The sequence below is a fragment of the Alteromonas sp. CH_MED4-4 genome (assembly GCF_037029575.1).
Classification (GTDB): domain Bacteria; phylum Pseudomonadota; class Gammaproteobacteria; order Enterobacterales; family Alteromonadaceae; genus Alteromonas; species Alteromonas macleodii.
Genome location: NZ_JAYMEU010000039.1, coordinates 18,737 through 34,019, shown reverse-complemented (window position 1 = coordinate 34,019; position 15,283 = coordinate 18,737). Strand labels below are relative to the sequence as shown.

The following is a 15,283-nucleotide window of genomic DNA, read 5'->3' as shown; positions in this document are numbered from 1 at the left end:
CCTAACGCAGTGCATAATAGAAAAGGCCAGCTTCGAGAGCTGGCCTAATAACTGTCAACCTATCTTAGGACGGGTCAGATACTTTACGCTGTTAAGAGCGCAAGGCGCTTAACGCTTCAGTCTTTGGCTTATGCAAAGTTGCTGCTTGCGAATTCCCAGTTAACCAGCGCCCAGAAATTTTCTAGGTACTTAGGACGCGCATTGCGGTAGTCGATGTAGTAAGCGTGTTCCCAAAGGTCAACAGTAAGCACTGGCGTAAGGTCGTCGCCAGAAATAGGCGTTTGCGCGTTGCTTGTGTTAACGATATCTAGGCTGCCGTCTGCAGTTTTAACTAACCACGTCCAGCTTGAACCGAAGTTGTTAACCGCTTTATCGTTAAATGCTGCTTGGAAGTCTGCAAATGAGCCCCATTTCGCGTTGATAGCTTCTGCTAGCGCGCCTGTTGGCTCACCGCCGCCGTTCGGGCTTAGACAGTGCCAGTAGAACGTGTGGTTCCATACCTGCGCTGCGTTATTGAAAACACCGCCGTCAGAAGATTTGATGATTTCTTCTAGGCTTTTGTTTTCCATGTCAGTACCTTCAACTAGGCCGTTAAGCTTAGTTACATAAGTAGCGTGGTGCTTGCCATAGTGGTACTCAAGCGTTTCAGCAGAAATATGCGGTTCTAGTGCATTTTGTTCGTATGGTAATGCTGGTAATTCAAAAGCCATGACGGTCTCCATGTTGGTTTAGTATTGTAGTCTAAAGCCCACTTATCTTCGCCTGTTCAATAAGTGCATATTAATTCTATGTTCAATATACTGCTTTAGACGCTAAAGCATATCGCAAATGTGGGGATAAAGTCCTATAACTCAATGACAAAAATGTGAATTTTTTTTCAAAAGTTAAAATGTGACACTAATTTGTATTGCAATGTATGGGTAGATAACGATCCAGAGGTTGAAAAGATCAATTCAGCTATGGGTAATTAAACATAAAATTATGATACCCTTTCCCTTGATAAATCATTCATGCATTCCCATCTAACTGGGAATACACTTTTGTGCTCAGAGGAATCAAATGGATAATACTGAAAATCAATCAACGCTAGATAGAATCAAGCAGCAAATCGAAGAAAACCCAATTTTGTTGTATATGAAGGGTTCTCCTAAACTACCTAGCTGTGGCTTTTCTTCACAAGCATCGCAAGCGTTGATGTCATGTGGCGAACCATTTGCTTATGTAGATATTCTTCAAAACCCAGACATCCGCGCAGAACTACCAAAATATGCAAACTGGCCGACATTCCCGCAACTATGGGTTGAAGGTGAGCTTGTAGGCGGTTGCGATATCATTATTGAAATGTTCCAACAAAACGAGCTTCAACCGCTTATTAAAGAAACGGCTGCAAAGTACAAAGAAGCAGAGTAAATCTTGTTTCCATGTACAAATCTTTAGGTTTGTAAAAAACGATTTAAAAGCCGGCTTATAGTCGGCTTTTTTTATTAAAACCCGCCAAAAATCCCGCACTTTTATTCCCGTAAAAATTATATAGACAGGTCAGAAATTAAAATCCTCTACGGAGTGAAAAAATATTTTTATTTTGTCGAAAAAGGTTTGTTTTTTAATATCTTGCGTTCTATAAAAAACACCATCTGACCGCAAATGAGTCAGTGTTGAAGGTAAAAAATAACAACTACTCTGAGCATTTTTTTAATGTGTTTAAAACGCTGAAGGTGTCTTAGAGAAACTCCGGGAAACCACCATGAATACAACCTTGTCTTTATTGACCAAAAACGTGCGTGGCGTATTAGCCGCATCAGCTGCGTTTTCAGTAATGGCCGCTGCACCTGTTTATGCGCAAGAAGCTGAAGAGAGTGCTAAGGCCGAAGATTTTGAACAAATTGCGGTAGTTGGTTCACGTGCAGCGCCTCGCTCGGTCGCTGACTCAGCGGTGCCAATTGATATTATTTCTGACGAAGAGTTTAAGCAGCAGGGTGCCACTGATATGGTATCTATGATGCAGACTGTTGTTCCGTCTTTTAACGTAAACGACCAGCCGATCAACGATGCTTCAACGCTTGTTCGTCCTGCTAACCTTCGCGGTATGGCATCAGACCACACGCTTGTGCTTGTAAATGGTAAACGTCGTCACCGTTCTGCGGTTATCACTTTCCTTGGTGGTGGTCTTTCTGACGGTGCACAAGGTCCTGATATTTCTGTTATCCCAGCAGCGGCATTAAAGCAAGTGGAAGTACTTCGCGATGGTGCAGCAGCACAATACGGTTCTGATGCGATTGCGGGTGTAATTAACTTCGTACTTAACGATGCATCAGAAGGCGGTTCGTTTGAAGCCCGTTACGGCTCTTTCTACGAAGGCGACGGCGACATGATTCAGATGTCGGGTAACGTAGGCCTTCCTCTATCTGACAAAGGCTTTATTAACCTTTCAGCTGAATACCGTACTGCAGACGACACATCTCGAAGTGTACAGCGTGCAGACGCTGCTGCATTGATAGCGGCTGGGAACACTTTTGTAGCAGATCCTGCGCAAATTTGGGGCTCACCTGAAATCAAACACGACATCAAACTTTTCGCTAATGCAGGTATAGAGCTTTCAGCTACCTCAGAAGCTTACATGTTTGGTAACTACGCCGAGCGTGAAGTTGAAGGTGGTTTCTACTTCCGTAACCCACACAATCGTGGTGGTGTGAACGATGGTGGTACAAATGACGATGGCGAGCAACTACTGCTTGTTGGTGATTTAACCGGTGATATGTCAGGTAACTGTCCAACCGACATCGTAGTTGGTGATAACGTACTAGAGAACCCGCGTTATATTAACGAAGTTCAGAACAATCCTGACTGTTGGGCGTTCAACGAAATGCTGCCAGGTGGTTTCACACCTCGTTTCGGTGGTACGGTTACAGATATGTCACTTGTCTTTGGTACGAAAGGCGAACTTGACCACGATATCACGTATGACGTGAGCTTGAACCTTGGCCAAAACGAAGTTGACTTTGCTATTAGCAACACTATCAACCCGTCTTTAGGTCCAGAAACACCTACAGAATTTAGCCCAGGTCGCTATACGCAGTCTGAGCAAACCCTTGATATTGATTTCACTAAGCCGTTCGATGTTGGTTTATATGAACCACTATTCGTGGCAACTGGTTTCCAATATCGCAACGAAAGTTATGAGAGCTTTGCAGGTGATACTGCCTCTTATGAAATAGGTCCGCTGGCGACACAAGGCTTTGGCATTGGCTCAAATGGTTTCCCTGGCTTGGCGGCCAATAGCCAAGGTCGTGTGTCCCGCAACAACATCGCACTGTACATTGACGCAGAAGCGTATATCACTGAAAACTTCATGTTAGCCGGTGCGCTACGTTATGAAGACTTCTCTGATTTCGGTGACACAACGAAAGGTAAGATTGCTTTCCGTTGGCAAGCACTTGAGAACATTGCTTTCCGTGGTGCGTTCTCAACAGGCTTTAAAGCACCTACCCTTGGTCAAAGCAACGTGCGTAACGTAACTACCGCGTTTGGTACAGGTGGTGAACTTATTGACCGTGCAACACTGCCTCCGACAGATCCAGTGTCCCAACTTAAAGGTGGTGAGCAGTTAACGCCTGAAGAGTCAGAAAGTATCACGTTTGGTGTGGTAGCCGATTTCGATAATGGTCTATTCATTACCGCAGACTACTACAACATCGAACTGACTGACCGTATCAGTACTGCCTCTGGTATTGCGCTGACTGAAGAAGACATTGCCACGCTGCTTGAGCAAGGTATCAACGATGCGTCTAGCTTCTCTGAAATCAGTTTCTTTACTAACGACTTCGACACCACCACCGAAGGTGTAGACGTAGTAGCGAACTATTCGATGGATATGATGGGCGGTGAAACTAAGTTCTCACTTGCATATAACTGGACGTCTACAGAAGTTGACCGCGCGTCGGACAATATCTCTGATTTCCGTATTCGCATGCTAGAAGATAACCTTCCAGCGGTACGTTACAGTGCAACAGCTAACCACACTAATGGCGACTGGCGCTTCCTTGCGCGAATGAACTACTACGGTAGCATCTTCGAAGATCACCTAGACTCTGCATTGCCGATTGACAAAGTAGGTTCTGAAATTACGTTCGACTTTGAAGTAGCATATAACTTCACTGAAGAGTTCACGGTAACTGTTGGTGCTAAGAACGCGTTTGATGAATACCCTGACGAAAACAACACTGATGCAGGTGGTATCACCTACGCACAGATTGCAGGTTCAGCGTATCCGACAACATCACCAATTGGTATAAACGGTGGCTTCTACTACCTAAGAGGTGTTTACACTTTTTAATAGGTAAGCAATTACCTATAAACCAAACTTTCACTTAATGTTTCAAAGTTAAGGGGGCATTAGCCCCCTTTTATTTTATTAGGTGAAAAAGAACGAAAAAGCAGGCATTATTGATGCCAATGTAAGCAAATCGAAACACACAACATTTAATATTATGACGAGAAAGTCGACAGTAGCTGAAACCTTCTTAAAATACCGCTCAAAGCTAATGCGTGCGGTAGGTTCTATTGTTGGCGCCGACGACATTGAAGACATCGTGCAAGAAGCTTTTATTAAAAGCTACGAAGCAGAGTTAAAACAAGAAATACAGTATGAGCGTACCTATATGCTCAAGACAGCGCGTAATCTAGCGCTGAACCATGTTGCGAAAGCTGAAAACAAAAATAAGCAGCAGCTCGATGACATGGATATTTTGCCTTATGAGCTTGTAGGGCACAGTTTAGAAAAAAATGTAGAAAGCAAAGAGCGTTTTATTCATTTTTGCCGAGCGACAGATACACTGTCTGCTGATGTAAAACGCGTATTTTTGCTGAAAAAAGTATATGGCATGCGACAAAAAGAGATTGCAGAGCTTGTGGGGCTAAGCGAAAGCACCGTTGAGAAGCATGTCGCCAAAGGTTTAATGATGTGCTCTAGGTACTTAGCCGAGCTGTCAAAGGACAGTGCATCCCCCCGTGCCACTGCTAACGCGACTCAGGACATAAGCCGTAGTTAACATGAATAATATTCGCCAGTTTTCAAGCAAAGAAGATATCCAAGAGCAAGCATGCTTATGGATAAGCCGTCTCGATCGCGGCTTAAACAGTGACGAAAAGACGGAGCTAGATGCTTGGTTGTCGGAAAGTAATGCGCATCGTCAAGCTTTGCTCGACGCCGCTAGCTTGTGGGACGACATGTCGGTATTAAATGAATTGAGCGGTTTATTCCCGCAGCCTACCTCACGTCAGTCGTCGAAAAAACGCAATATGCCTAAAACAGCGGTTTGGGGCATTGCGGCCACATTTTTAGTGATGGCAATAGCTGTTGGGGTAGTGGTTCAGCGTACGTGGCTAAATAGCACCCCTGAATTCGCAGCGGTAACACAAAAGGTACAAACCGGTGTTGGCGAACAGAAAAACGTGACGCTAGCCGATGGCTCTAAACTTCATCTAAATACAAACTCTGTCGTTACCGTAGACTTCTCATCAACGGCGCGCAATATCGTTTTATTGAAAGGGGAGGCACACTTTGAAGTGGCTCACGACACGTCTCGCCCGTTCTCTGTGACTGCGGGCAACAACACCGTTACCGCTGTTGGAACTGCTTTTAATATGCAATATGTGGATGATAATGCGTTTGAGTTAGTGGTTACCGACGGAAAGGTATTGGTGAAAGATCGCTTTAAGGCTTCATCCTCAAATGAGTCGCTCTTCACGAAACGTCCTGTTGCTGAAGAAGGACTTCTCATGTTCGCAGGTGAAAAAGCCACTGTACAAGGTAAAGTGGAAGCCCGTGAAAGCATGTCTCAAAATGACATTGATGACGATTTAGCGTGGCAACAAGGTATGATTGTATTTAAAGGTGAACCGCTAGAGGCCGTATTAGCTGAGATTGGCCGCTATACACCCGTTCGCTTTAACATTTCGGACGAAAGTCTGCGCAAGCGACGTGTAGCGGGCTACTTTAAGGTAGGCGATATAGACGGTTTGTTGTCTGCACTTAAGAGCAGCTTTAACATCAACTACGAGAAAGTCACAGAAACAAGTATTGAGCTTAAGCTAGCGAAAAGTTAAATATTTCTGAAAGATAGGTGCTTTCTACTATTCGTAGTTGGCATCAATTTCTTTAATGTGACAATATAATTAAAATAATAAGCACATCGATTTTATATCTTGCAATACAGCAATTTTGCGATAAGCAGGCAAACCAAAAAGGCAATAGAAAAGCTGCATGCCCTCGCGTGTTCGGCCCAATGCCTTTCGCAAAAAAGAATGTGCAAATTCTCCCGTATCTTGTCCCTCTCGGCACTTCACATAGCGTCCGGCTTTTTTCTTTTCATAGCACCAGCGCCAACGCTTCATGCACAAACAGACAGCCCTTCGCAATCACCCGACCAAACCGAACCAAAATTGGGTGCTTACAGCTTTTCAATACCCGCACAAAATGCTAATGAAGCGCTAACCGAACTAGCTAAACAGGCAAATACCACATTGCTTTTTCCTTTTGATTTAGCAAAAAAAGTGAAAACAAACGCATTGGAAGGTACGTTCACACTGAATGAAGCGCTGGCACAGCTTCTTGAAGGAACAGAATTGGCGGTAGTAACTGATGAAAGCGGTGCGGTAAGTATTCGTTCTCGTTCATCGTTAGTGGCGAAGGAAACACAGCCACAAGATACCGAAAAGAAAACAGAAGAGGGAGGCAATGGACTTGAAAAAATTGCGGTCGTCGGTACTCGTAACTCACCTCGAAGTGCTGTTGACTCACCAGTTCCTTTGGATGTGATTGGTTCTGAAACCCTCAACTCACAGGGGAATTCAGACGTGCTTTCTATGTTAAGCGTGATGGTTCCTTCGTTAAACGTAAACGATCAGCCCATCAATGATGCCAGTAGCCTGGTAAGGCCGGCGAACCTTAGAGGCATGTCCTCGGATCACACGCTTTTGCTGCTTAACGGAAAGCGACGCCATCGCTCTGCGGTAATCACGTTTTTAGGCGGAGGTTTATCTGACGGTGCACAAGGGCCTGATATATCGGTTATTCCTGCCTATGCGTTAAAGCAAGTCGAAGTATTGCGAGATGGTGCAGCAGCCCAGTACGGCTCAGACGCCATTGCAGGCGTGATTAACTTCGTACTTAAGGATGCTCGTGAAGGAGGGCATGTTGCGCTGAAAGTTGGCGGATACAGTGAAGGCGACGGCGAACTGTTTCAAGTGCAGTTGAATAAAGGCTTTGCTATTGGAGAAAACGGCTTTTTAAATGCAACGGCAGAGTATCGTCAGCAAAATGGCACGTCGCGCTCTGTACAGCGGATTGATGCGCAGAACTTGATTGACCAAGGGAATGTGTTCATCGCGTCACCGTCCCAAGTATGGGGAGCGCTTGATGTTAACGAAGATATTAAACTTGCGCTAAATGCAGGCGCAGACATTTCGTCTAAATCACAATTTTACAGCTTTGCCACTGCAGCAAGAAGAGAAATAAACGGTGGTTTTTACTTTCGAAATCCGCAAACTCGAGAAGGGGTGTTCAGCCGTACCGACCCAAATACAGGGGAAAGTCGTCTGATTGTAGCCGATCTCGACGGGCTGGAAAGTGGAATTGCTTGCCCTTCTATAACTTTGTCCAGCAATAGTGTATTGCTGGACCCCTCATATCAACTAATTGCAGATAACACAACGGCGCTTGGTGCCAACTGTTTTGCTTTCAACGAGTGGTTCCCTGGCGGTTTCACACCAAAATTTGGGGGTACGATAACGGATGCTTCTGTTGCGATGGGCGTTAAACATGAGTTACCTAATGGCTGGGCGATGGATGCCAGTGCGACATTGGGCTACAGTGACATTGAGTACACCATCTCAAATACAGTTAATCCATCGTTAGGGCCACAAACGCCAACGTCGTTTTCGCCCGGTGGTGTGTCGCAAGTAGAGCGAACGCTTAACTTAGATTTTAACAAACTCATTCAAACTATTTTCGACGATCCTGTTAGCATTGCCGTGGGCTTAGAATGGCGCAAAGAAACCTATTTTCAAAAGTCCGGCGATGAAGCGTCATATATTGCAGGCCCTTTCGCCCTAGAGCCGCCACTTGGGTTGAACCAAGGCTTTTCCATCGGTTCCAACGGTTTTCCGGGGTATCAGCCTCAAAGTGCTGGGCACTGGAGCAGAAGCAATTGGGCCGTGTACGCTGATTTGGAATTTTATGTTACCGAAGCATGGCAGTTTGGCGTGGCCACACGTGTAGAGCATTTCAGTGATTTCGGCTCGACATTCGATGGGAAATTGAGTACTCGCTATAAATTAAATGATACTTTTGCATTACGCGGATCTGTAAACACCGGTTTTAAGGCGCCAACAGTAGGGCAGAGTAATGTTATCAACGTAACTACCGCCTACGGTGTTAACGGTTTGGAAGACCAAGCAACGCTGCCTCCAACTGATCTTATCTCACTGCAACTAGGCGCAACACCACTTACGCCTGAAGAGTCGGTGAACTTTAGCCTTGGGCTTGTTATGCAGGCAAGCGAGAACTTTTTTGCGACGCTCGACTATTTCAATATTCGACTTTCTGATCGCATTAGTACGACATCTGCAATCCCGTTAACCGACGACGACATTAGTGCGCTTATTGCCCAAGGGCGTCCAGATGCGGCGAAATATAATGCTGCAAAGTATTTTACAAATGACTTTGACACAAAAACTCAGGGTGTTGATTTAGTTGTTAACTACAATTTTGCGCTAGCTGATTGGTCAAATTCTTTACTTCTTGCCTTCAACTGGACAGACACACAAGTAGAGCGGGTTACGCTTTATCCTGCGCAAGTGGGGGACGAAATACGGCTTCTACCTAATCTAACACAGGCAAGAATTCGTATGCTGGAAGATAACTTGCCTGCTCATCGAGGCAGTATCACGCTCGAGCAATCGAAAGGAAATTGGGCATTTACTTGGCGACTTAACTATTACGGTGAGTTTTATGAAGACCATCTTGATGCGTCCGCAGGCATGGACATATACGGCAATGCGTTAACCACATTCGATGCCCAAGTTGCATGGAAAGTACTGCCTCAAACACAAGTTACCCTCGGCGCCCAAAATCTGTTTGATTCGCTGCCTAATGAAAATCCTTTTCAAGGTGAAGTTGGCGCACTCTACCCACCTACATCGCCTAGCGGTATCAATGGAGCTTTCTATTATGCAGGCATTGAGTACACCTTTAACTAGGGCATGCTTCAGCAAAGCTACGTAGTTAAATGGCGCGCTGCACTCATTGAAAGTAAGGAAATGAGCCTAGCTCTGAGTTTGAAAGGACAACAACCTATCGTTTTAGGTGACGATGTGAATGTTACTTAGGTAATTAAACTAGAATATGACTTAGGTCACTTAAAGGAATAATCGTGATAATAAATATGGTGTTTTAAGTCTAGCCAAGGATGCTAAGAGCGATGACGTTGCGTGTTAAGAATACGCGGGTTGGCTAATTGCCTAGCCAACGTCTTTGAATAGGGACTCATCGACGATAGTTTGGTCAATGATCTGTTGAGCCATGTTGATGCACTTACCGCATTGTGAGCCAAGCTCTAAATGTTGACGTAACTCTCGCATATTTCCCACACCGTTTTCTTCAACCGCTGCGCGAATGCTTTTATCAGTTACCCCATAGCACATGCAAACAAACATTAAACGTACTCCAAATGAATCTGTAAATGATAATAATTGTTATTCTTTGCTTTAGCAAGTGGATAATGACAAATTTAATACAAGGTAATTGAAGAAAGACTGAACAGTGTGGGGGGATGTTAAGCGGTTATTGGTATGATCAGTAAAAAAACTCGTTGTTTAATATTGTTATTTCCATATTCGTACCTATTTTCTTTGAAAGAAATTTCTTATCAAAGTGGTTACGCAACGTAATCACTTCTATTATTACAATCCAAATATAAATGGAGAGACTCATGAGTGTATTAGTTGGCCGTCCAGCACCTGACTTTACTGCAGCAGCGGTACTTGGTAGTGGTGAAATTGTTGACACTTTCACACTAAGTGAAGCAATCAAGGGCAAGAAAGCTGTTGTATTCTTCTACCCACTAGATTTTACGTTTGTTTGCCCGTCAGAGCTTATCGCCTTTGACAAGCGTTTCGACGAGTTCAAAAAGCGTGGTGTTGAAGTGATCGGTGTTTCAATCGACTCTCAGTTCTCACACAATGCGTGGAGAAACACTCCGGTAAATCAAGGTGGTATTGGTCCGGTTAAGTACACCCTTGTTGCTGACGTTAAGCACGACATCTGCCAGGCATACGATGTTGAGCACCCAGAAGATGGCGTTGCGTTCCGTGGTTCATTCCTAATCGACGAAGAAGGTATGGTACGTCATCAGGTAATCAATGACCTTCCACTTGGCCGTAACGTTGATGAAATGCTACGCATGGTTGATGCACTAGCATTCCACCAAGAGCATGGTGAAGTTTGCCCAGCGGGTTGGACTGAAGGTAAAGCTGGTATGGATGCGTCGCCTGAAGGTGTTGCTAAGTACCTATCTGAAGAAGCAGACAAGCTATAAGCTAAACTGTTTAAAGATTATAAAAAAACAGCGCCTTTTGGCGCTGTTTTTGTTTATATCAGTTTGAATAAAACTACTCTTTATTTTCTACAGGCCATCCGCCTAGCGCTTTATAGCGATTTACCATATAGCAAAATAGCTCGGTGGTCTTTTGGGCGTCATACAGCGCACTGTGCGCTTCACTTTGGTCAAATGCGATCCCCGCTGCACGGCATGCTTTTACCAAAACCGTTTGGCCTAAGGCCAATCCAGCAAGGCTGGTGGTGTCAAATGAAACAAACGGATGGAACGGCGTGCGTTTTATATTGCAGCGTTCTATCGCGGCATTGACGAAACTCTGATCGAACGTTGCATTGTGAGCAACAATAACTGAACGTTGGCAGTCTGCATTTTTTTGCGCCTTGCGGATGCCTTTACATAAGTCCTTCATGGCTTCGCTTTCTTCAATAGCCCCTCGCAATGCACAACTAGGATCGATGCCATTAAATTCTAAGGCTGCTGGCTCTAGGTTAGCGCCCTCAAAGGGGTCAATGTGATAATGAAAAGTTTGATCAGGATGAAGTATACCGTTTTCATCCATTTTCACCGTTACCGCGGCTAATTCTAACAGGGCGTCAGTGCCTGCATTAAATCCGGCTGTTTCAACGTCGATAACAACGGGAAAGTAACCTCGAAAGCGCTGGGAGAGAAGGGGCGGGTTGGCAGACATAAACACTCTTGTAAGACTCGATTGCGTTAATTGGTTGGTGACTAAAATGCGTACCAACCTGCGAAGCATATTGCGTAAAAGAATTATCGCAAGGATACTCTCGAGTTGCCAGTTGCAATTTATAAACTGTTAAATCAGGGGGCTAGCAAAAGTACAAAACGCGAATGGTATTAAACGCTAAACTTTTCTACAATTTGGACGATAATCAAATTAAGCGTGAAAAAATCATTAGGCACATTTCTTCTTTTTGTGTGAGCTAATTTGATTCATTATGTTCGGTAATTTGTGCACGAAGTGTTGTCTTTTACCTGTGTTAGTCTGATTTTCGTTATGGTGTCGAAATGGTGTCGAAATTAAAATACATCGCTTTATTGGGGATGCTGGGGTCATTGTCTTCCCACGCTGCCATGCGGCAATATTCTGCAACCATAGAAAGCTCCAACTGGCGAATAGACAAAGACACGCGACTTCAGTGTACCTTGAACCACGAGCTACCCGGTTATGGCGAAGCCATGTTCACGAGCTCAGCGTCGAAGCAGCTTAATATGGAATTCGAACTGGACATGTATTTGCTGCCAAGCAAATTTGATATGGCCGCTGTTTATTCTGTACCACCTAAATGGATGCCAGGCGTTGCGCCTAAAACCATTGCCGACATGTCTATTCGTAAACAGTACAATGGCGACCTTCCGCAGGATGCGGCTTGGACTATGTTGTCTGAATTAGAAAAAGGCTTTTGGCCCACAATCTATTACCAAGACTGGTATAACAAATACGACCAAGTGAGTGTGGCATTAAACGCTAGCAACTTCTCTGGTGTGTATCGTGAATTTGTGAAGTGTGTATCGAACTTATTGCCCTTCGGTTTTGATGACATTGCCTACACGGTATTGTCGTATCAAAACAACAGTACAGAGCTAACCAAATATTCGCAGAAGCGCTTAACCATGATAGGTGAATACTTAAAAGAAGACAGCGAGCTTGAGCTTGTGCTTCTTGATGGTTACACCGATAGCTACGGCGGTCGCTATAATAATGAACAGTTGTCTATTCGACGTGCTAACGAAGTAAAAAGCTATTTGACTACGCTAGGTGTACCTGAAGATCGAATTCAGTTGACAGGCCACGGTGAGAAACGCCATATTGCGCCAAACGATACGCGAGAAAGCCGCGCCCAAAACAGACGCGTGGTGGTGCGACTTTCAAAATCCTAGGCGCTAATTATCGCGCCTACACTCGCTTTAAAATGCGTTAGTTTAATTTTTCTCGCCACCTTAATACCGGTACTAAATGATCGGTGAAAACACCGTCAGCACCTACCACCTTGTCTAAAACTTCCAAGACTTGCTCTGAACTCATACCTGCTGGTAGTGCATCATGTCGGTAGGTGTAGGGGTGGATTGTCAGGTTATTTTCGTGGGCGTAGGCAATCCATGTCGCGGCTTCTACTTTTCCTTGAGTCATCGCTTCATTATCGAGTAAATGGCCTAACCAAGGGCCTATGCCATCGGCATACAACGCAACCTGCTGCATGCCTTCCTGAGTGCGCAGCCAGTTATAATCTGTGTCGCTTTCGCCCCAGTCGTTTTCGCCAATCAGCATCACAACTTTGCCTTTATAGCCCAGGGTTTCACGAACGCGCTTAACTTCGTTAAAATCGAAGCATTGCAGGTAGCTATTACCGCTCTCTCCACCAAACCCGTAAGCATTCAAAGCATCTACAACGATTTTACTGGCATCAACGCCTTCTTTAATGTGAAAGGCTGGGGACTTTACTTCAGGATAAACCCCGACAGACGTTCCAAATTGGCGATTTAGCTCGCTGATTAGCTCAAAGTGTTCATTTAACGTGGCAACCTTAAAATTAGCATGTGTGCCGCGGTACCTATTTGTAAAAACTTGCTTCCCGTCACTGTTAGCGCGCTCGTGTACCCGCAGTTGTCGCAGTTCTTCAAGAGTAAAATCACGCGCGTAATAGCGTCCGTCATCGCGGTGGCGTGCAGGAAACACATCTTCTACATTGGTGACCGTTTCTAAGTGGATGTCGTGTAGCACAACGGGTATGTCGTCTTTGGTGATAACAACATCTTGCTCAATAAAATCGGGGCCCAGAGAAAAGGCGAGGGTAGCTGCTTCAAGGGTATGCTCAGGTAAATAGCCCGACGCGCCGCGATGGGCTATCACGGTAAAGTGCGTTTCAACATTTTCTTTTGTGTCAGCGTGTATTTGTGCATTCTCGTTATTTGCAGCCATGGCCGAAAACGTACTGCCAGCAGCAACTGTACCGGTAAAAGCGACAACCAACGCTGGCAGAATAGCGGCCAGTTTTGCTTTTGGCTGACTGCGCAAGCCTATATTGTGCGCTGCTCGAGATTTCCGACATATCGCTGTTCTAGCTTGGCTTTTGTTTTTATCATTTTGCGAAAATAATAAGCGGTTACGTAGCATGTCGTGTCACTCCATGTGGTTTTTCATCGGTTTTTTCCAGTGCCGCACGTTTTCAAGTTGATAGTTTGGCGACTTAAGCGTTCAAATCGCTTTGACTACGCTGGCTGTATCTTCAGTTCTTGTTTTTGAACCATTTCATAGCGAAATGGATTTATTTTGTATGAGTTCTATTGCATACCCATCGGGGTCGCGAACAAAAGCAATAACTGTGGAGCCGCCTTTTACTGGCCCCGGTTTACGATATACATCAGCGCCGTTTGTTTCTAAGTTTTCACAAAACTGATAGATATCATCTACCTCAATCGCAATATGACCATATGCGTTACCCTTATCGTAGGTGTTGTCGCCCCAGTTGTAGGTAAGTTCTAAGACGGTACTCTCGGTTTCATCGCCATATCCCACGAAAGCTAGCGTGTATTCATACTCTTTGTTTTCAGACTGGCGAAGAAGGCGCATGCCCATGAGTGAGGTATAAAAGTGAAGAGAGGCCTCTAAGTTTTCAACTCGAAGCATGGTGTGAAGCATTCGCATAAGAGATTCCTATTTTGAGCCATCGGAATTACTCGATGGCACACTGCACTGTGATTGCGTGTTGGCCGTTACTTTTTGTACACATAAATACGATGAGTACTTTATTTGAGTAAACGCAAACGACACGCTTTTATGTTAATTAGGAAATGTTAACGCTTTAAGACAATATTACAATTCTAGTTAAACGTACTATACCTGCGGTAACACGCCGCGATTACGAACATTTTAAGTCTCGCTGAGTGGGTAATTATCTATGCGGACTGCTATTAATAGCCCCATAGGCCGATATTATCAATTTTAAGACGGCGAGGTTGGCTCAATAGGTAAACCACCATGTTGCCTAAGTCTTCATTTTGAATCAGGCCATCGTCCACTTTCTCTGTTTCTGCTTTCTGCGACTGTATCAGTGCAGGGTTTAGTGAATGGACGTGAATACCGTAGGGGCGAACCTCTTCTTGCAACGCTTTTCCAAGCCCCACCATCGCAAATTTTGATGCACAGTAAACGCCTGCATTGGCATAGCCGTTCAATGCCGCCTGAGAAGCAATGTTGATAATGTAGCCTTCCTTGTTGTTAATCATGTGAGGCACGACCTCTTTGCACATGAGAAAAGTCCCTTTTACGTTAGTATCCATTACTTCGTCCCACGCTTTCTCTGAGGTTTCCCAAATAAGGGTCTCCTTACCAAAGCCACTGTTATTAATTAGGACGTGTAGCTCGCCAAATGTATCTTTGACCTTTCTAACAAAACTGGCAACATCAGCGCTTTTCGATACATCACAAACTTGGCCAATGACATTACCAGGGAATAGGGCGTCGAACCGCTCTACAGTCTGCTTAACCGCAGTTTCAGTGCGCCCACAAATGGCCACGTTCATTCCTGCTTCTAGTAGAAATTGAGCGAGAGTTTTACCTAGCCCTTTTCCGCCTCCAGTAACAATGGCTGTTTTACCTTCTAACGCATACGTGTCTGTCATAATTTAAACCTATAGCAAAAAAG

The 15,283-nt window shown here is 44.7% G+C and carries 13 protein-coding genes; 7 read left to right on the top strand and 6 right to left on the bottom strand.

Annotated elements, in window-relative coordinates; genetic code table 11:
- Nucleotides 1-128: 128 nt before the first annotated feature.
- Nucleotides 129-710 (bottom strand): superoxide dismutase [Fe], encoded by a 582-nt coding sequence (sodB, locus tag WA381_RS19320; protein ID WP_014948764.1) that lies wholly within the window; start codon nucleotides 708-710, stop codon nucleotides 129-131.
- 349 nt (nucleotides 711-1,059) lie between these two features.
- Here sodB and WA381_RS19315 point away from each other — a divergent pair, with 349 nt between their 5' ends.
- The 5 genes from WA381_RS19315 (at nucleotide 1,060) to WA381_RS19295 (ending at nucleotide 9,258) form a co-directional block, all read left to right on the top strand.
- The gene (locus WA381_RS19315) at nucleotides 1,060-1,410 is read left to right on the top strand and encodes a Grx4 family monothiol glutaredoxin (RefSeq protein ID WP_014948765.1); all 351 of its coding nucleotides are present in this window, start codon (nucleotides 1,060-1,062) and stop codon (nucleotides 1,408-1,410) included.
- 334 nt (nucleotides 1,411-1,744) lie between these two features.
- A complete protein-coding gene (locus WA381_RS19310; protein ID WP_039226539.1) occupies nucleotides 1,745-4,333 on the top strand; it encodes a TonB-dependent receptor plug domain-containing protein in 2,589 nt (862 codons plus the stop codon).
- Between the two features lie 82 nt (nucleotides 4,334-4,415).
- Nucleotides 4,416-5,048 (top strand): RNA polymerase sigma factor, encoded by a 633-nt coding sequence (locus tag WA381_RS19305; protein ID WP_014948766.1) that lies wholly within the window; start codon nucleotides 4,416-4,418, stop codon nucleotides 5,046-5,048.
- Nucleotide 5,049: 1 nt separating this feature from the next.
- Nucleotides 5,050-6,105: a FecR family protein gene (locus tag WA381_RS19300; protein WP_014948767.1), complete on the top strand. Its 1,056-nt coding sequence runs from the start codon at nucleotides 5,050-5,052 to the stop codon at nucleotides 6,103-6,105.
- A 219-nt stretch (nucleotides 6,106-6,324) separates the two neighbouring features.
- Complete coding sequence (locus WA381_RS19295; RefSeq protein ID WP_156087324.1) at nucleotides 6,325-9,258, top strand: TonB-dependent receptor; 2,934 nt, start codon at nucleotides 6,325-6,327, stop codon at nucleotides 9,256-9,258.
- A 261-nt stretch (nucleotides 9,259-9,519) separates the two neighbouring features.
- Here WA381_RS19295 and WA381_RS19290 read toward each other — a convergent pair whose 3' ends face one another.
- On the bottom strand, nucleotides 9,520-9,714 hold the full coding sequence (locus WA381_RS19290) for a bacterioferritin-associated ferredoxin (protein ID WP_014948769.1): 195 nt from the start codon (nucleotides 9,712-9,714) through the stop codon (nucleotides 9,520-9,522).
- A 275-nt stretch (nucleotides 9,715-9,989) separates the two neighbouring features.
- Between WA381_RS19290 and WA381_RS19285 the strand changes: the two genes are divergently transcribed.
- Nucleotides 9,990-10,595 carry a peroxiredoxin gene (locus WA381_RS19285; RefSeq protein WP_014948770.1) on the top strand — a complete coding sequence of 202 codons (606 nt, stop codon included), beginning with the start codon at nucleotides 9,990-9,992 and terminating at the stop codon, nucleotides 10,593-10,595.
- A 73-nt stretch (nucleotides 10,596-10,668) separates the two neighbouring features.
- Here WA381_RS19285 and rnt read toward each other — a convergent pair whose 3' ends face one another.
- The gene (gene rnt / locus WA381_RS19280; protein ID WP_061485153.1) at nucleotides 10,669-11,304 is read right to left on the bottom strand and encodes a ribonuclease T; all 636 of its coding nucleotides are present in this window, start codon (nucleotides 11,302-11,304) and stop codon (nucleotides 10,669-10,671) included.
- A gap of 341 nt (nucleotides 11,305-11,645) precedes the next feature.
- Here rnt and WA381_RS19275 point away from each other — a divergent pair, with 341 nt between their 5' ends.
- Complete coding sequence (locus WA381_RS19275; protein ID WP_014975986.1) at nucleotides 11,646-12,518, top strand: flagellar protein MotY; 873 nt, start codon at nucleotides 11,646-11,648, stop codon at nucleotides 12,516-12,518.
- A gap of 37 nt (nucleotides 12,519-12,555) precedes the next feature.
- On the opposite strand, the gene glpQ is transcribed toward WA381_RS19275, so the two are convergent.
- The 3 genes from glpQ to WA381_RS19260 form a co-directional block, all read right to left on the bottom strand.
- Nucleotides 12,556-13,752: a glycerophosphodiester phosphodiesterase gene (gene glpQ / locus WA381_RS19270; protein ID WP_156086104.1), complete on the bottom strand. Its 1,197-nt coding sequence runs from the start codon at nucleotides 13,750-13,752 to the stop codon at nucleotides 12,556-12,558.
- A gap of 135 nt (nucleotides 13,753-13,887) precedes the next feature.
- The gene (gene gloA / locus WA381_RS19265; RefSeq protein ID WP_014948774.1) at nucleotides 13,888-14,283 is read right to left on the bottom strand and encodes a lactoylglutathione lyase; all 396 of its coding nucleotides are present in this window, start codon (nucleotides 14,281-14,283) and stop codon (nucleotides 13,888-13,890) included.
- Between the two features lie 266 nt (nucleotides 14,284-14,549).
- Nucleotides 14,550-15,260, bottom strand: coding sequence for an SDR family oxidoreductase (locus WA381_RS19260; RefSeq protein WP_156086105.1), 711 nt, complete (start codon nucleotides 15,258-15,260; stop codon nucleotides 14,550-14,552).
- Between the last annotated feature and the right edge of the window lie 23 nt (nucleotides 15,261-15,283).